Origin of the sequence: [Flexibacter] sp. ATCC 35208, from assembly GCF_001975825.1 — a bacterium.
In the GTDB taxonomy this organism is placed as follows: domain Bacteria; phylum Bacteroidota; class Bacteroidia; order Chitinophagales; family Chitinophagaceae; genus Chitinophaga.
This window is the reverse complement of record NZ_MTKN01000036.1, coordinates 62,931-81,526: the sequence shown is the minus strand read 5'-3', so window position 1 is coordinate 81,526 and position 18,596 is coordinate 62,931. Positions and strand designations below refer to the sequence as shown.

Annotated in this window: 14 protein-coding genes and 2 tRNA genes; 4 read left to right on the top strand and 12 right to left on the bottom strand. The window is 46.3% G+C overall.

The genetic code is table 11. The annotated features are described in order from the left end of the window. The coding region (locus BW716_RS21455) for a hypothetical protein (RefSeq protein ID WP_179091214.1) at positions 1-6,764 on the bottom strand (6,764 nt) is incomplete at its 3' end. Between the two features lie 435 nt (positions 6,765-7,199). Between BW716_RS21455 and rpmI the strand changes: the two genes are divergently transcribed. Beyond that, entirely contained in the window at positions 7,200-7,397 is a 198-nt protein-coding gene (gene rpmI, locus BW716_RS21450; RefSeq protein ID WP_072357585.1) for a 50S ribosomal protein L35, read from the top strand. A 48-nt stretch (positions 7,398-7,445) separates the two neighbouring features. Next, entirely contained in the window at positions 7,446-7,790 is a 345-nt protein-coding gene (gene rplT / locus BW716_RS21445; RefSeq protein WP_072357586.1) for a 50S ribosomal protein L20, read from the top strand. Between the two features lie 123 nt (positions 7,791-7,913). Here the strand turns inward: rplT and ispE are convergent, their stop codons facing one another. From ispE to BW716_RS21425, 4 genes are all read right to left on the bottom strand, one after another. Further along, positions 7,914-8,708 carry a 4-(cytidine 5'-diphospho)-2-C-methyl-D-erythritol kinase gene (ispE, locus tag BW716_RS21440; protein WP_220388804.1) on the bottom strand — a complete coding sequence of 265 codons (795 nt, stop codon included), beginning with the start codon at positions 8,706-8,708 and terminating at the stop codon, positions 7,914-7,916. 18 nt (positions 8,709-8,726) lie between these two features. Continuing rightward, entirely contained in the window at positions 8,727-9,326 is a 600-nt protein-coding gene (locus tag BW716_RS21435) for a bifunctional nuclease family protein (protein WP_083725830.1), read from the bottom strand. Positions 9,327-9,467: 141 nt separating this feature from the next. Continuing rightward, positions 9,468-10,436, bottom strand: coding sequence for an electron transfer flavoprotein subunit alpha/FixB family protein (locus BW716_RS21430; RefSeq protein WP_083725828.1), 969 nt, complete (start codon positions 10,434-10,436; stop codon positions 9,468-9,470). A 97-nt stretch (positions 10,437-10,533) separates the two neighbouring features. Further along, positions 10,534-11,274 carry an electron transfer flavoprotein subunit beta/FixA family protein gene (locus tag BW716_RS21425; RefSeq protein WP_083725826.1) on the bottom strand — a complete coding sequence of 247 codons (741 nt, stop codon included), beginning with the start codon at positions 11,272-11,274 and terminating at the stop codon, positions 10,534-10,536. A 51-nt stretch (positions 11,275-11,325) separates the two neighbouring features. Here BW716_RS21425 and BW716_RS21420 point away from each other — a divergent pair, with 51 nt between their 5' ends. Continuing rightward, positions 11,326-11,634, top strand: a complete 309-nt coding sequence (locus BW716_RS21420) for a hypothetical protein (RefSeq protein WP_083725824.1) — start codon at positions 11,326-11,328, stop codon at positions 11,632-11,634. Between the two features lie 24 nt (positions 11,635-11,658). After that, positions 11,659-12,993 carry a tRNA lysidine(34) synthetase TilS gene (tilS, locus tag BW716_RS21415; protein ID WP_083725822.1) on the top strand — a complete coding sequence of 445 codons (1,335 nt, stop codon included), beginning with the start codon at positions 11,659-11,661 and terminating at the stop codon, positions 12,991-12,993. Here tilS and BW716_RS21410 read toward each other — a convergent pair. The 7 genes from BW716_RS21410 to BW716_RS21380 form a co-directional block, all read right to left on the bottom strand. Beyond that, positions 12,986-13,441 (bottom strand): response regulator, encoded by a 456-nt coding sequence (locus BW716_RS21410; protein ID WP_083725820.1) that lies wholly within the window; start codon positions 13,439-13,441, stop codon positions 12,986-12,988. The genes tilS and BW716_RS21410 overlap by 8 nt on opposite strands. A gap of 261 nt (positions 13,442-13,702) precedes the next feature. Further along, positions 13,703-14,329, bottom strand: coding sequence for a rhomboid family intramembrane serine protease (locus tag BW716_RS21405; RefSeq protein ID WP_083725818.1), 627 nt, complete (start codon positions 14,327-14,329; stop codon positions 13,703-13,705). A 42-nt stretch (positions 14,330-14,371) separates the two neighbouring features. Further along, positions 14,372-14,845, bottom strand: coding sequence for a 23S rRNA (pseudouridine(1915)-N(3))-methyltransferase RlmH (locus BW716_RS21400; RefSeq protein ID WP_083725816.1), 474 nt, complete (start codon positions 14,843-14,845; stop codon positions 14,372-14,374). Between the two features lie 66 nt (positions 14,846-14,911). Beyond that, positions 14,912-14,985, bottom strand: a tRNA-Arg gene (locus tag BW716_RS21395). A 112-nt stretch (positions 14,986-15,097) separates the two neighbouring features. Beyond that, positions 15,098-15,171, bottom strand: a tRNA-Arg gene (locus tag BW716_RS21390). Positions 15,172-15,273: 102 nt separating this feature from the next. Further along, on the bottom strand, positions 15,274-17,544 hold the full coding sequence (locus BW716_RS21385) for an ATP-binding protein (protein WP_179091213.1): 2,271 nt from the start codon (positions 17,542-17,544) through the stop codon (positions 15,274-15,276). Between the two features lie 73 nt (positions 17,545-17,617). Next, positions 17,618-18,505 carry an AraC family transcriptional regulator gene (locus BW716_RS21380; protein WP_083725812.1) on the bottom strand — a complete coding sequence of 296 codons (888 nt, stop codon included), beginning with the start codon at positions 18,503-18,505 and terminating at the stop codon, positions 17,618-17,620. Positions 18,506-18,596 lie beyond the last annotated feature (91 nt).

The window sequence follows — 18,596 nt, the reverse complement described above, 5'->3', positions numbered from 1 at the left end:
GTGATTGCTCCAGGCGTAGCCGCCATGTGGAAGAGCGAATCGTTACAATGTGTCTGGTCAGGACCCGCATTTGCAGCTTCCGGCATCATATCATTCTTCAGAAGAACAGTGCTGGTAGAAGTACATATGCCGTTGGAGATTGTCCAGATAGCAGTAGCAGTATCGCCAGCCGGTACGAAGATCGTTGCTGTCGGATTATTTACATCTGTAGTGGCAATCGTTGCAGTAGTACCTGTGTAGAAGGACCATGCACCGGTACCTGCGGTAGCAGTATTTGCCGCCATCGTGAAGGCACTGTCGTTACAATGTGTCTGAGCAGGACCAGCATTTGCCGTACCAGGCATTGCATCGTCTATCAGTTTCACGCTATCTATAGAAGAACAAACACCGTTTGTTATTGTCCAGTAAGCTACTACGCTGTCGCCTACAGGAACAGTGATCACTGCAGTTGGTTTGCTGATATCAGCAGCTGCGATGGTCGCACGGGTATTGGAGAGTGTCCATCTACCGGTAGCACCTGTTACATCAGGAGTGTTAGCCGCCATAGGAAAGGCTGTGGTAGCACACTGGCGTTGGTCAGGACCTGCCTCGGCAGCGGTTGGCTGTGCATAGTTCACCAGTTTCACGCTGTCGATAGTAGAACATGCACCGTTTGTAATTGTCCAGTAAGCTTTTACGCTATCACCTACAGGAACGGTGATCACCGCAGTTGGGTTGCTGGTATCAGCAGCTGCGATGGTTGCACGGGTATTGGAGAGTGTCCATTTACCGGTAGCACCTGTTACAGTTGGCGTGTTTGCTGCCACGGTGAAGGTCGTGTTATTACACTGACGGATGGAGTCTACACCGGCATTCGCCTGGTCTGGCATTGCGCTGTTAATGAGCAGTACTTTGTCAGAAGAAGAGCAGACACCGTTTGTCACTGTCCAGGTTGCGGTAGCGCTATCACCGGCAGGCAGTGTAAATACAGCAGCTGGATTGGTAGAATCAGCAGCGCTGAAGCTGGCCGCGCTACCAGGATACAGTGACCATTTACCTACAGCGGTAGCAGGAGATGCTGCCGTAGCCTGCATGGTAAAGGTAGCATTGTTACACTGGCGGATAGAATCCGGACCGGCGTTCGCAGTTACAGGTTGCTGATAGTTGTATAACTTAATTGTATCTACGCTCTGGCACAAACCGTTTGTAATGGTCCATGTCACATAAGCGCTATCACCATTTGGCACAGTGAAAGTAGTAGATGTGCTGTTTAAGTCAGCAGCAGGGAAGGTAGCGTTACCTTTTACTACTGTCCAGTGGCCCACTGCATTAGGTACATCAGGCGCGTTCGCTGTAACAGGGAACGTGGTGGTCATACACTGTTGCATGTCAGCTGGTAAAGCAGCGGCGGTTGGTGACATGTAGTTCACCAGTTTCACTGTATCGCTGGTAGGACAGGTACCGTTGGTAATCGTCCATATAGCCAGTACGCTATCGCCTGCCGGTACAATGATCGTTGCAGTTGGGCTGTTCGGATCACTTGGTGTAGCAGTAGTAGTACCAACGAATGTCCAGGTACCGGTAGCACCGGCTACGTCAGGAGCGTTGGCGGCCATTACGAAAGCACTGTCATTACAATGATAGATATCCGCTCCTGCATTTGCATTGGAAGGAGTGAGGAGGTTGGTCAGTGTTACAGAAGAAGAGTCAGCACAAGTGCCGTTTGTTACTACCCAACTTAATACAGCAGATTCGCCGTTTGGAATAGTGATATGGGCACTTTCGCTGTGTTCTTCGCCGGTAGCGATTGTTGCGTTACCACTGCGTACATACCAGGTACCGGTCGCACCTGTTACGGTTACTGCAGAAGCAGTCATTACGAAAGCGGTACCCGCACACTTGGTCTGGTCTGCACCTGCACTTACCGCAGTTGGCTGTTCGTAGTTGATCAGCACAATGCTATCGGTAGAAGTACATCCCAGGTTAGTGATTGTCCATCTCAGTTTTACGGTCGTACCTGCGGTTACAGAGAACGTAGCTGTCGGATTGTTTACATCCGCAGCAGGGATGGTATAAGTAGAAGGAGATACCACTGTCCAGTAACCGGTAGCACCAGCTACAGAAGGTGTATTCGCCGTCATGGCGAAAGCAGCGTTGTTACATTGTTTAATCGTGTCAACACCGGCATTGGCAGCAGCTGGCGGATTGTTGTTCACAATCCATACAGTATCCACATCTGCACAAGCACCATTGGTAATTGTCCAGAACAACATACTGCTGTCACCCACAGGGATGGTCACAGTAGTGGTCGGACTTGTTACGCTTGTGATAGTAGCAGTAGAACCGGCTGGCTTGCTCCATACACCGTAAGCAGTAGCTACAGAAGGTGTATTCGCAGCCATGGTAAAACTGGTAGCGCTACACAGGTGTTGGTCAGGACCCGCATCTGCGTCGGCTGGTTTTACATAGTTCACCAGTTTCACGCTATCTATAGAAGAACATGTACCATTTACAACTGTCCAGTAAGCCATTACGCTGTCGCCAACAGGAACTGTGATGATAGCGGTAGTGCTGGTTGGATTTGTGATGATAGCTGTTGGTTTGGGCACGGTCCAGGTACCGGTACCGATGGTGGGTGCAGTGGCAGACATGGTGAAAGTACCGTCCGCACAATGCTTGGTTGAATCAGGACCAGCTTGTGCCGTAGAAGGCGCCTGGTAATTCTTCAGGAAGATATAATCAGAGCTGGAACATACACCGTTTGTCACTGTCCAGATAGCCGTGGCGGTATCGCCGGCTGGCAGGGTGATGATGGCATTGATCTTATTTATATCAGCAGCAGCGATGCTTGCTGCGCTACCGGTAAAGAGGGTCCAGGTACCTGTTGCTGTAGCAGGATTAGGTGTAGTCGCTGCCATGGTGAAGGTAGCGTTATTACACTGAACGATTGAATCCAGACCAGCGTTAGCAGGATCAGGGCTCTGGTAGTTAATTAATACAATGCTGTCTTTAGATGAACATGTACCGTTGGTGACAGTCCAGTAAAGAAGTGCAGTTGTACCATTTGCAACGGTGATCACAGCATTTACTTTGCTGCTGTCTGCCGCTGCTATAACAGGATTACCACTCTTCACAGACCACTTACCTGTACCAATGGTAGGTGCAGTTGCGGACATGGTGAAGGAAGGTATCATACACTGTTTAATCGTATCCGGACCTGCATTGGCAGTAGTAGGAGTTGCGTAGTTAATCAGTTTTACGTAGTCGTGAGAAGAACAGGTTCCGTTGGTCACTGTCCATATTAAAGTAGCTGTATCACCAGCTGCCAGGGTCACAGTAGCTGCAGGATTGTTGAACATACCTGTAGTGATAGTGGCAGCGCTACCTGTGAAGGTTGACCAGGTACCGGTACCGATGGCAGGTGTTGTCGCCTGCATGGTAAAGGTACTATTCGCACACTGCATAAGAGAATCAGGACCGGCATTTGCCTGAACTGGTTGTTTGTAGTTGATCAGCACCACCTGGTCTGAAGTAGTACAAGCCCCATTCGTAATGGTCCATGCCAGTGTAGCAGTGTCACCAGCCAGTACAAACACTGTAGTGGTCGGGCTGGATAAATTAGTGATCGTTGCTTTACCACTTACCAGGGTCCATTCACCTGTACCGATAGTAGCTGTGTTAGCTGCCATGGTGAACAGGGAGTCGCTACAATGTGTTTGGTCAGCACCTGCATTGGAAGTAGCAGGAGCAGTATATACAGTTACAGTTCCGCTTGCACAGGTTGAATTCGCACATAAGCCGGTACCTTCTGCTCTTACATAGAATGTAGTGGTAGCAGAAACGGTCACCGTGATTGTCGCACCTGTACCGATAGCAGTACCTGTACCACAGCCGCCTGCGTACCATACCCATTGTGCCGCATCGGTACCATCCGGGTTTTGACCAAGGGTACCACCTGTTACAGTCAGGGTAGTAGAGCCAGTGGTACAAATGTTCGGAGAACTTACGGTTACGCCGGTAGGATCAGTGGTAGGTGATTCTACATTTACAGAGAACGGAATTGTATTGGTACAACCACCATAATCATTTCTTACGGTCAGCAGGAAGTTGTAAGTACCTGCAGCAACACCGCTCGGAATAGGAACAGTGATTGGCCATGTAGTAATTGGTGTTTCGGCAACCGCACTGAACCCAGGCATTGCACCTGTGCTGGCAGCAGCGATACTATAATATAAAGGATTACCTGAAGTCGCAGTTGTATCCAGTGAGAAGGAAGTTGCGGTGTTACAGATGGTCACCGGTTTCAGGGTCACTGTTGGAACAGCTGTATAGTGCAGGGTCACTTCATCGGTAGTGGTAGCACAACCTGCGGTATTCGCGATACTCCATTGCAGTACTACATCCTGTGCTGTACCTATAGGAGTTACCGTTACAGTTGTATTATAAGCATGGATATCATCGATGGTTACACCATTACCGGAGATCACCGTCCAGGTACCTTCTTCTGCAAATATGCCGGTTGCGTCTGTGTTAGGAGGCGTAGCCGTCATCGTAAATACATTCGAAGTACCACACTGGATGGTGTCCTCACCTGCATAAGCAGCAGAAGCACCAGCTACGAGCGTCAGCGTATCGTATGCATAACCAATACAGGAAGAGTTGGCGGTAGCTTTCACAGTATACTGGAGGTATACGGTGGTACCTGCGTGTAGCAATGTAAAGGTAGCCCCCGGGTTATTTTTATTACCGGTAATGTAGTCAGAGAAGTCAACGTTGCTCGGATCAGACACACCGGGTCCTTCCACAGCAATATAAGACCATGTTCCTGATGTACCGGTAATCTGTGTACGGCCTGGGGTGAACGTACTGCTTCCGGTTTCCACACACTGGATCAGGTGCTTACCCGCAGGTGGCGCCGGTATATCTGTGAGTTTCACATGGAATGGTTCGGACTGCACGATACATTGGCCCGATTTGACGACGACCGTAAATACACTATCTGCGATCGTCTCTGTTGTATAAGTCATCGATGTCAGATCATTAAAATCTGTCAACAATACGCCGGTAGAATCGCTACCCTTATACCAATATATATGACCGCCAGTAGGAATTATAGCTGATAAGGTGTCGTTTACGGAGAAGGTAACTCTGCTACCCACGCAAATAGTGGTTGGTGTTGCAGAGATCTCCACTGTAGGTTTATCATCAACACTAATGCTTGCGCTGTTGGAGTCCACACAGGTTTTACCACCATCAATACCATAATAAATATATCCATATACGGTAATGGTGGTATCAGAAACCAGTGTGATCGAACGTTTAGGACCGACATAAGTGGTATCGCTCCATTTAAATTCATCAAAACCGCCCGAAGCCTGCAACTCGACAGTGGCGCCCTCACACACCTGGCTCTTGGTCAGGTAAAGGGTTGGCATTGGGAGGATAGTAATTTTGACCGCAGAGGAAGGGGAAGCACAGGTTTCTGAAGAGCTGCCACTTTCGTAGATCCTTACACGGAAATAATAATCTGCTGCTTCCGTTTTGGTAGCAGTCAGTTCGCCTTCAGCGATAAAGAGGGTGTCGTTGTTCGCAGTACCATAAGGTACGTTGAACCAGGTCACACCACCATCATCAGACATTTCCCACTGGTACTCCGGATTAGTGAAGTAGGTAGCAGGTGTATAAGCGGAGGTGATCACGGTAGGAGCGCCTTCACACAATACCTCTTTCAGGTTATCGGCCTGGCCTTCAATCTGTGCCGTGATAACGGGGCTACAATATTGGAATTCGATATCATCAACTGCAATATCGTTACCACAACCACCGTCGAAATTGTTTTTGATCCTTACCAGAACGTCTGTAACACCGGAAGGTACAGTGAATGAACCACCATACCTTTGCCATTGTGTTTTCTTGATGTTCATCGATACCGCATAGGTTTTAAATTCTGCGAGTACCTGACTGGTATTTGCCGCATTCAGTACCTGGAAGGTGACCCCAGCGTATTTATAACCGTTTACACAATTGTTGTTTAATACAGAGGCGCTATCCGTGTTAAGGAGCCAGGCGCTGAAGTTATACACGGAACCACGACAAAGTCCGGTCACTTCTTTCTGGAAGAAGATACTAGGCGTATAATCTGAGTTGGCCACCAGCATACCACCGCGGGTTAAACCGCTATGGTCCAGGGCAGCTACCCATTCAGGTCTAAGCTGTGTAGTATTGGATATTGCATAATAGTTATCGTTCAGGTCACCGGAAGCCTGATAAATATAAGTAATAGCGGAAGAAGGCGAATAGGCCATTCTTGACGTATTGGTCGGCAGGGTACCAAAGTTCTCCGAGAAACCGGGCATTTCGGCATTACCGCCACTACAGGTAGAAATGGTACAGTCTACAGCCACGACTGTTTTAGTCGAAGTAATGTCTGCACCATTTGTTCTTTTGAGTACGACTTTAAAGGTGTAAGTACCGGCAGTGAGGAACTGGATTGTCAGGGCCTGGGTTCCTGTTAGCTGAGTGGACTTGACGGTAGAATTGACGTCAGAGTACAGGATGGTATAATCTGCATCTGATCCTGTTGGCGTCGTGATTGTCCAGGTTGCCTTGCCGTTCTGGTTACTTGACAGTACGGCGTTCATACTAACAAATTTGGCCTGATCCGCAGTACTATTATTAGTTGACATACATACCGTATCCGGTATGTTGAAATACAGCGTTTGCGCCCGCGCTATACCCATGGCGAGGAACAAACAGCTATATAATAGGATTAGAATCTTTTTCATCTTCAATTATTTTGGGAAAAAACTATCAGAGAGGGCTGGATTAACAATCGGGCGCTCTTTGTGGTCTTTCATATTTTTGAGGGTGAAAAAGCAACCAACTCCACACGGAGTAGGCGATCCATGAAGTGTAAAGTGCTTTCATAGGCCTGGTTAAGTTTTACGATATGGCTTTAAATAATACTATTTTGAAATTAAAATTAACACTAATATAGTAAATAGAAAAAATGTGTATTACTTATAACCTAATATATAAAAGCAGAAATGGAAGTAATGGGGGAGAGGAATTTTGATTTTCAGGTACTTAATGAGGTTAAAATTATTTTTATATTTGAGAAGAAAAGTTATCCACATCGTCATTCCGTGAATAAAAAAGTTATATTTGACGATTGTTGTATCAATTATTTATCTACCTTTGCAGACCAAATTTGATGTAAGATGCCCAAAGTAAAGACTCATTCCCGGGCTAAGAAGACCTTCAAGGTAACCGGGAGCGGACAGATTAAGCGGTATAATGCCTTCAAAAGTCACTTGCTGACCAAGAAAGCTACCAAAAGAAAACGCCACCTGAGAGGTAGCAGCCTGGTTAGTTCCGCTAACCTGGATCTCGTAAAGAGAATGCTCGCACTCAGATAGTCGGAGTTTCAGAATTATTATTAACTAAAACGGAAAAAAGAGCACAAAATGCCTCGTTCAGTAAATGCAGTTGCTTCCAGAGCCCGCAGGAAGAAAATTTTAAAGCAGGCCAAGGGTTTTTATGGTAAACGTAAAAACGTTTATACCGTAGCCAAGAACGTATTGGAGAAAGGTCTTACATATAGCTATGTAGGCCGTAAATTAAAGAAGAGAAACTACCGTCAGTTGTGGATCGCGCGTATTAACGCTGCAGTTCGTGCTGAAGGTATCACTTATTCTGAGTTCATCCACAAGCTGTCAGTTAAGAATATCGATCTGAATAGAAAGGTATTGGCTGATCTGGCTATGAATGAGCCTGAGACTTTCAAGAAGCTCGTAGCAACCGTTAAATAAGCGGTAGCCTCCAACGATACAACAAAAAGAGCCGGTGCTGTATAGCACCGGCTCTTTTATTTATTTCCAGCCCGCCGCAGGCGCACGCAAAAAAGAGCTTTCGCCATAGGCGAAAGCCCTTTTTTATATTATAAATGATTTATAATCTGTTTCAAATTTCCCTCCCTTCGGGAAAATCCCCACTATCGAAGAACCACTTCCACTCATCGTCGCATACACTGCACCCTGTCTATACATTTCCTCTTTAATTTGTGCTAATTCCGGATGCGCACTAAATATGGGAATCTCAAAATCATTCTTCATCAATCCCTTCCATTCCTCCACCGGCCGCTTTATCACCTCCAGCAAAGAAATATCAGGTTCCCCCGGCGTCAGTTGTTTAAACGCCCACCCCGTATTCACATGTATATCCGGATACACCAACACAAAGGTCCATCCTTTTAAGTCAAGTTCCACCGGTGTCATTACCTCGCCACGCCCTGTAGCATAACACGCCTTATTCAAAACAAAAAACGGGCAATCACTGCCCAACGCAGCAGCATACTCTACCAACTGCTCCGTTGTCAATCCCAGCTGAAAACGCTGATTCAAATGCATCAACATAAACGCAGCATCTGCCGAACCACCGCCCAGCCCTGCGCCAATTGGAATATGCTTATGCAGATGTATATCCACTTCTGCAATAGAAGGGAAATCCTTCTTCAGCAAATGCCACGCCTTCAGGCATAAATTATCATCTGCAGCACCTGGTATTGCAATACCACTGCTGTTAAATTGTAATGTTCCCGGACTCAACACCTCCAGCGCATCTGTGAGCTGCAAAGGATAGAATACCGTCTCCAGGTCATGAAAACCATCCGCACGCCTGCGGACAATATGCAGACCCAGATTTATCTTGCAATTTGGAAAAACGATCATGCGGAAAAAAGGTATAATTTATCTGCTCTTCCGGCTATTGATCTCATCGCGTATCGCGATCGCCCGGATATAATCTTCCTGTTCCAATACTTCCTGTAGCAGTTGTGTAAGCTCATCCAGGTTCAGGACTTTCAGATCATCCTCAGCACCTTTTTCGTGTTCTGAAATGGTCGGTGTGACAGGTTTCAATCCCTTCTTGCCTGCAGGGTCATCGAGTAGGATACCGGCACTGTTCAGGATATTTTCGTAAGTAAAGATGGGACAACCAAAACGCACGGCTAATGCCAATGCATCGGAAGTACGTGAATCTATCTCAATGGTTTCATCATTACTGTAGCAGACAAGTTTTGAATAAAAAATCCCTTCCTGCAAATTGCTGATGACCACTTCGTGCAATTCAATGTTGAATGCATTCATAAAGTTTTTCATCAGATCGTGTGTCAGTGGGCGGCTGGGTTGCATTTTTTCAAGCGCTACAGCAATGGCTTGTGCTTCGAATCCACCTATTACAATAGGTAATCTGCGCAAACCGTTCACTTCCCCCAGTACGACGGCGTATGAATGTGTTTGTGTAATGCTGTGCGAAAGGGCAACTATTTCCAGTTCTATTTTTCTCATATCTGTCCTGCGTTGTCGCTGAATATTTTATAAGTCGTGAAGTTAGAAAAAATATTCCTTATCTAAAAATTACGTAATGCTTGATAAACCTGAAAATTAGCTGCTGTCTTCGACAGCAGCTAATTTTCAAATGTAAACTTTTTAACTTTTTAACGCCTTCACGGCCGCTGTCAATTTCGGCACTACCTCAAATGCATCTCCTACAATCCCGTAGTCTGCCGCCTTGAAAAAAGGTGCCTCCGGATCTTTATTAATGACCACAATCACCTTGCTACCATTAACCCCTGCCAAATGTTGTATTGCACCCGATATTCCTATAGCGATGTACAAATTTGGCCGCACGGTCAGCCCAGTCTGCCCCACATGTTCATGGTGTGGGCGCCAGCCAGAATCTGCTACCGGCCTTGAACAGGCTGTACCTGCTCCCAATGCCTTTGCCAGATCTTCTACCAGCCCCCAGTTTTCTGGGCCTTTCAATCCACGGCCACCACTCACTACGATCTCTGCTTCCGTCAGCGGTATCTCTCCACTCACCGTTTCTACTTTACTCACTTTTACTTTAAAATCCCCATCATTAACTGCAGTGGGGAAAGCCGCTACTGTCGATGTATTGGAAGATTTCTCCACCGCAAAGGTATTCGGCATGACCGCTATCACCTTTTTCGCTGCAGTGATATTTATGTTGGCAAATGCCTTGCCAGAGAAGACACTCTTTTTTACCACAAAGCCATTGCTGGTATCCGGATAAGAGATTGCACCAGACACAAACCCTGCCTTGAGGCGGGCTGCAACTCTCGGGGCGATTGCTTTGCCGTCAAAGTTGTGTGGGAATACGATCACATCGGCACCTTCCTGCTCTGCAGCAGCTGCTATGATCTTTGTAAATACACTTCCTTCTGTTTCATTCAGGCGGGCATCTGCCGCATGCAACACCTTGCCTGCACCGTAATTGCCCAGTGCTGTCAATTCACCCTCCGGTACTTCACCCAGCACCAGCACGGTCGCAGTTGTATTAAATTGTTGTGCTACTTTTGCACCATATTGTATCGCTTCAAAAGCCGCCTTCTTGATCTTTCCCTGGGCCTGATCTGCAAATATGAGGACTGACATATCGGTTTGGCTGTTTAGATTTTTGAATAATGTTCGCAGGCGGGCGCCTGACGTGGAATGATTTTTCTTAACGGGGTATTCGGTAAAACCGGTTAACTTAAATCACTTTAGCGTCTTCGTGCAATAGCTTTATCAGCTCTTCCACATTATCTGGGCTAATCATTTTTACACCTGCTTTTGCTGGTGGCAGCTCAAAACTGGCAATGGTAGTCAGCGTATCGGCTGGTGCCGGCTCTACTACCGCCAGTGGCTTGGTTCTTGCAGCCATTATACCACGCATATTGGGGATGCGGGCTTCGGCCATTCCTTTCTGGCAGGATACGACTACAGGCAGTGCTACAGTTACGATCTCCTCACCACCTTCAATTTCCCTGTTGATAGTGGCTGTATTGTCGCTCAGCTCCAGCTTTGCAGCGATTGATACATAAGGAAGATCCAGCAACTCTGCGACCATACCACCAATGGCAGCGCCATTGTAATCGATGGTTTCTTTTCCTGTCAGGATCAGGTCATAACCCTGTTGCCCGGCATGGGCTGCAATCTGCGCAGCAATAAAATAGCTGTCGGGACTATCTGTGTTCACCCTGAAGGCTTCATCGCCTCCTAATGCAAGGGCTTTACGGATAATGGGCTCCGTATCAGCACCACCCACGGTAATCAGATGTACAGTAGCATTGAGGGACTCTTTCAGTTCCAGCGCCCTGACCAGGGCATACCATTCATCGTAGGGGTTGATGATGAATTGTACACCTGCTTCATTGAATTTCGTGTTGTTGTCTGTGAAAGCTATTTTTGCAGTCGTGTCCGGAGTTTTACTGATACATACTAATATCTTCATGGCCTTAACTGTTTTATGAAATAAAGCGGTATGAGCAAATATATTTAAATAATGGATAGGATAGCCAGTATAAAAGAATTTTTGAAACAGACGCCTAATGACAGCTTTCTGAAGCATGCATTGGCGCTGGAATATATAAAACTGGGCAACGATGCGGATGCCCGTCTGCAGTTCGAAGAGTTGCTGACACACGAACCGGGGTATGTAGGCTCGTACTACCACCTTGGCAAACTGCTGGAAAGGGCAGGAGCGGAGCAGGAAGCCATCGCCGTTTACGAAAAAGGCATGGAAATGGCAAAAGCTGAAAATAACAGGCATGCCTACAATGAACTGCAGATGGCACTTGACGATCTGCTTTAAGAAAATAACAATCGAATCAACACTATGGAACTTATTAACAGGTTTAAGGAATATATCGCAGCAGAAAAGTTGTACCAACCAGGAGACAGGATCTTGCTGGCTGTAAGCGGCGGCGTGGATTCCGTCGTGATGGCACACCTGTACAAACAGGCGGGCATTGACTGTGGCATTGCACACTGCAATTTTCAGCTCAGAGGGGTAGAATCTACAAGAGACGAAACATTCGTGACCGCACTGGCCAATGAACTGGGAGTACCATTGTACTCCATTCGCTTTGATACCGAAGTATACGCTAATGAAAAACGTGTATCCATCCAGGTGGCAGCCCGTGAACTGCGTTATACATGGCTGGAAGAGATCCGTCAGCAACAGGGGTATGCATTCCTCGCCACCGCACATCACATGCAGGACAATGTAGAAACAGTACTCATGAATTTCTCCAAAGGCACCGGTATTGCAGGTCTTCACGGTATATTACCCCGTCAGCAACACCTGATCCGGCCATTGCTCTTTGCACAAAAAGAAGATCTGGTGGCCCTGGCAACAGCGAACGGTTGGGGATTTGTAGAAGACAGTTCTAATATAACAGTAAAATATACACGCAATTTCTTCCGGCACAAAGTCATCCCCGTTATACAGGAGACCTTTCCGGCGGTTGTACCCCAAATGGCGGCCAGTATAGACCGTTTCAGGGAAGCAGAACAACTGTATACGGAAGCAGTACTGAGGCATAAAAAACGGTTGCTGTTCAAACAGGGGGATAATTTTAAAGTACCTGTACTAAAGCTCCAAAAAGCGATACCCCTGCAAACAATTGCCTGGGAGATCTTCAAAGACTTTGGCTGTAGTGCCCCGCAATTACCACAGGTGATCGATCTGCTGCAATCAGAACCCGGCAGACTGGTAGAAACTACCACCCACCGGATTATCCGCGACAGAGTGTGGCTGTTAATTACGCCACTGGAAGCTCCGGAAGCTCCCCTGATTGTGATTGAAAAAGAAACAGCAGTTGTGCCAGTGAAAGGAGGGTCCCTGAAGTTGAAGATCCGAAGCAGTGAAGGTGCCCCCATTCCTGGTTCTCCGCACATGGCCTGCCTGGACATGGATACTTTACAATTCCCATTGCTCATGCGCCGCTGGAAACAGGGAGATTATTTCTACCCATTAGGCATGCGGAAAAAGAAAAAGCTGAGTCGCTTCTTCATAGATCAGAAATTATCATTGATACAGAAAGAGAATATATGGGTGCTGGAATCCGCCAAACGAATAGTCTGGATCATCGGTATGCGCATAGATGACCGGTGTAAGATTACCCCCCATACCAGCAATATGTTGGTGCTGGAGTGGCAGCCTATTTAAAGTTTTGAATCAGACTGCTGAGTTCCGGAAAGGAGTGTTTTTTCAGACAAAAATCATAGAAATGTTGTGCTGAAACAAGGTATTCCTCGTAAGTAAATGGTTTTACCATATAGGACAGGGCACCTAATTGACGGCACTGATGCATTTCCATTACATTCATGGAAGAGGAGAAGATAATCACTGGAATGTTCTGGTATTCGGGAATGTTCTTTAGTTCACGTAAGGTTTCTGTGCCGCTCATCCTCGGCATATTCAGGTCCAGCACAATCAGGGAAGGAAGGGTTCCTGCATCCAGTGAAAGCTGTTCCATATGCTGTAATACTTTTTCTCCATCTTCAACAAGTAAGGGCACATCAGGCAGATTGATGGCATTGAAAGCGTCCTGCATAATAAAGCGATCCTCCAGATCATCATCGGCCAATAATATTTTCACTATTTTTTCTTCCATACGTGATTGCTACCAATTCCTTATGAGTGATGAAGAGACTCCCGTAGAAAAAAATCCACTAATTGATTCTTGATCCACATTGGTATTGTAGGGATATTTACTTCCTTTCTCAATCCGGGTGGTCTCAGATTTTATCAGATGGCTTGTTTCGCTTAGCTGGAGCCTTGATTCAAAGACACAATTGCAAAAAGCAGGCCGTGTAAAATGAAAAAGCCGCTTGGGACATAGACCCAAGCGGCTTTTCAATATCGTATTGCCCTTTTAAAAGAAAGAGGGGTGCATGAGTTGATTCAGGAAGTACAAAACAATCTGCGGCTTGAAAATAATCGGGAAGATCAGACCGAATATAGCTCCCCACAAGTGCGCAGAGTGATTGATACCATCGCCGTACTGACGTTTATCCAGGTAAGCCGTCATCACGATGTACAATACTGCGTACAGGATCAGCGGCATAGGAAATATCAGTACATAGATTTTCGCCCATGGTGCAAATAATACGGTTGCGTAGATCACAGCAGATACAGCACCGGATGCACCTATGGAAGAATAATGGTCATCGTTTTTGTGCTTAATATAAGTGGGAATACCTGATAAGATAATCCCTAACACATAAAATATCAGGAAGTAAAATTTAGACTGAAAGATAGCTTCGAATGTTTGTTCTATAAAGCGTCCGCAGAAGTAGAGGGAGAGCATGTTGAAACCCAGGTGCATCAGGTCAGCGTGTACAAGACCACAGGTGAAGAAGCGGTAGTACTGCTTACGATCTCTGATCATGGTTGGGCGCAGGCTCAGGTCGTAAATCTTCTCCGGATTGTAGAACATTGTAGTGAGTGATACCAGGCAGGTGATCAGAATAATTGTATGCGTTAAAGTAAAGCCTTCCATGTTGAGTCAAATAATTTATTGGTTGTAATTTACTTAAAATTATCACTGATGATGATATTTTTCCCGGTTCAAAACTGTATACGCCCTGTAAATTTGTTCCGTCATAATCAATCTTACCAACTGGTGCGGAAATGTGAGTGGCGAGAGGGACATTTTCAACTGTGCCCTTTCCAGCAAACTACTATCGATCCCATAGGCCCCGCCAATCAGGATAATTAACTGCCTGGTGCCTGCATTTGCCCTTTGCTGCAGAAAATCTGCCAGTTGCAGGGTCGTATGCATCTTTCCATGTTCATCCAGGGCGAGGAGGTAATCCTGGGGTTGGAGCATGTCCATAATCATCTTCGCTTCCGCCTTTTTGAGCTCCGGGACAGACAGACTTGCCGCCTGCTTCACCGTAGGGATCAGCCTGAGCTCAAAATCTGTATAATGCTGTAACCGCTTCTGGAAAACCGCTATACCATCTCTGATGTATGCGTCATTTTCCTTCCCGATGCTCCAGAGTTGTATTTTCATGATGATAGATCTATAGTATGCACAAAAGAAAAGCCCGTTTCATGTAGATGAAACGGGCTTTTTGGGTGACCTCGTCTGGATTCAAACCAGAAACCTTCTGATCCGTAGTCAGATGCTCTATTCAGTTGAGCTACGAAGCCATTTGGGAGGGCAAATTTAGAAAATATTTTTCAGACTACCAAATTTTGCCTTTTCTTTTTTTGAAGGAGAAAAGTTTTGATCTCTTTTAGTACAAAACTTTCCTCTCTTTTGTGACCTCGTCTGGATTCAAACCAGAAACCTTCTGATCCGTAGTCAGATGCTCTATTCAGTTGAGCTACGAGGCCATTCCCGTGATTGGGATTGCAAAAGTAGACTTTATTTTTAAATCACCAAAAAAAATTATGCCTTTTTTCTGTCTAACTGAAATGGCCCTATGAAAACGGCTTTTATTCGACAGGCAAATAAACCCTGAAAATCGCTCCCCTACCGGCTTCACCGCTTGCAGTGATAGCCCCATGGTGGTTCTCCATAATTTTTTTACAGATAGCTAATCCAATTCCCGTACCCTCATAAGTGTTCCGATCATGTAGTCTGTAAAAGATATCAAAAATCTTTTCATTGAACCTCGGCTCGAACCCCATGCCGTTATCTGAAATGCGGATACAATAAAAACTTTTATCAGCAGGCAATACCACTTCGAGTATGTCCCGGCCTTTCTCTACCTGGCAGTTGATATAAATTTCAGGCGGTACACCTGGCCGGGCAAATTTGATCGCATTGGAGATCAGGTTCAAAAATAATTGCCCCATCTGGTGGGTCACGATACGGAGATCCTGAGGCATAGACTGAACGGAAAGCAGTCCTTTCTTTTGCGCCAGTTCTTCTTCCAGTTCAGCTCCTACCTCCAAAATAATCGGTTCCAGGTTGCCCAGGGTAAACATATTATTCCGGTTGTTCATCATGCTATAGGAAAGAATATCGTCTACCAGGTGTTGCATTCTGCTGGCAGAATTGCGGATCTTCTCAATGTGTACTTTGATGACTTCCGACAGATTGTCGCCACCCTCATACACAATTCTCGACGACATGAGTTGAATCTTTCTTAAAGGTTCTTTCAAATCGTGCGAGGTGATCCAATTGATATTAGAAAGCTCCTGGTTGGCCTGTTGCAGGCGTTCATTCAGCACACGAAGCCTGTTTTCTTCATTACGGAGGTAAGTGAGATGGAAATGGTTTTGCAGGGAAGTGGCAAAGCGGATCGCTGCATTGATCTCCGAAGCCCTGAATTCAGCCGATTGGTACTTAACCATCTCTTTCCATATTTCAAATGACTTACGGGGTGTCAGGGGCTTTCCCTCCGCTTTCTTCTGCAACGCAGTATCAGGTCTTCCCGCCCATTTTACAGTACGTTCCAGTTCTTCACGGAACCAGATCACACAGCTATCGGTTGGTTTACCCATAGCATGAAAGATCACGCCGGATCCATATTTACTCATCGTAACGCCATCTGGATAACGCTTACTGAGGCAGTTTGTAGAAAAGAGACTCGACTTTACATTATCCCCTACCCAGCGGATCAGTCCCAGGACTTTATCCCTGGAAGGTACCAGCCCTTTTTCATAGATCTTGCCTTCGTGCAGCAGGACAACCCCGGTCGCATTCGTCACTGAAAGGAGGGAGGTAAACTGCTCAAATTTCTGACTCAGGTCTTCATCGTGATCAATCTGGTTCAGTAGCAGCTGCAGATGTGCTTCCACATTTACATTTACGGCATGCTCCTCAGCTACCTGCTGTACCCGGATCTGCGAACTCAGAAAGTGCCCCTGGAGTAAAGCCGCCTTTTTTTGCTGGGACGACAGGATCAGTGGCTCGGAATGATGGCAGGCGATCAGGCCCCATAAATTGCCTTCCATAATGACGGATACGCTCATGGAAGCCCCTACGCTCATATTTTTGAGGTATTGCACATGGATGGGAGATACGCTCCGGAGACCTACATCGCTCAGGTCCAGCTGCTGCACAGGCTCCTGCTTTGTGGCAATGGTCAGCAATGGCACCGGCTCATACTGTACATCCGGAATAAGACGGAGCAGGTTGTGGAGGTACAACTCCCTCGCCTGTGGCGGTATATCTGTATGTGGGTAATGCAGATCCAGGTAAGGCGGTAAACCCTCCCGGCAGTATTCTGCAAAAACTTCCCCGTTGTATTCTTTGTCAAAGCGGTAAATCATGACCCTGTCAAACCCCGTAATACGGGCTGTCTCGGCCGCAATGTTCTGACAGAGTTCTTTGAGGGTCCTGGAATGCTCTATAAAGCCAATAAAGCCCCTTGTCTGATCGAAGGCATAGTCTGGGTCATTTATTTGATCGAGGCGTTTTTCGATACTTAAAATGCGAAATTCGCCGCTTTCGTGGATGGTCGTCTGCAGGTCACCGGCGATGATAGGATGAAATGGAGAATTTTCTGCATCCAATAAGGGTTCTACCTTTTCCCAAAGAGCCGGGTGGATAGCAGCCAGGGATTGACCCAGGATTTCAGCTGGTTGTTTATCAATAAATTGGTGGGTATTTGCGCTACAGTACCGGATCACCCCGCTGGCCGGTATAATGGCCAGTAACATGCCATGGGGCTGGATGCTGCCAGGGATATGTATCGGTTCACTTTCACAATTCCCTATGGTCAGTACCTGCTTGTTGACAATCTCAATAATATTCATGCATAAAATGCCGGGATTAATCGGCATAAACTAATATCGTCAAAATTTGGTCCAAAGCCCCATTTTTTCTCCCTTAAACAAAGGTGCGCACACCTGATGAAGAAGTATACGCCTGCCGGAATTCCTTAGGAGTGCAATCCTTTTTTTTGCGGAAAATCCTATTGAAGTTTGATATATTATTGAACCCACATTTATAGGCGATTTCATTAATACTATGCGTGGTTTCTATTAACATGCGGGAAGCATGACCCAGCCGGATTTCTATAAGCGTATCTACAAATGTCTTCCCGATCTTCAGCTTAAAAAAACGACTAAAAGACACCTCTGTCATCGACGCTATTTTTGCCGCCTCTCCAAGAGTGACATTTTTGTCAAAATGCTCGTTCAGGTATTTCATCACATTGTCAATCCGCCGGCTGTTGTAAGAGAGCGTTTCCGTATTCCGAAAACTTGCATCCGACAGGATCCTGATATTCCGGGAAATAGAGAGGTCATGGAGAATAGACAGTAATTCCAGTACAGAGTCAAATCCCTGCTTGTGTGGCAGCTGTATTAACCGGGGCATTATACTTCCCACCGTCTCCTGCGAAAAAAGAATACCCCGAAGCGATCTTTCCAGCATACTTCTGATAAAACTCATCTGGTTCCGCTGTAAAAATTTATCATCAAACAGGTCCCTGTGAAACTGAATGGTGATCTCGCGGATTACCCCTCCGGCATGCTTGTGCGTAAACCACCCATGCTGAAGATTGGGGCCTACAAGTACCAGTTCCAGGTCGCCGATTTCCTCCATATGATCCCCAATGATGCGCTTTGCACCCGTGGCATGCTGGATAAAATTCAGTTCAAACTCCTCGTGATAATGCAATGGGAAATCAAAACCCGTCTTCTCTCTGGCAAATAATGTGAAGCAATCATTGGGTGTCAGCGGAGTGATCTCCCGTAATAATTTTTCTCTCATAACGATGGCATTCTATCTGCAAGGTAGTAAAAAAGTATTATTTGGTGCACAGAAGCTACAACGCCATTATAACACCAATATGAGAGACAAA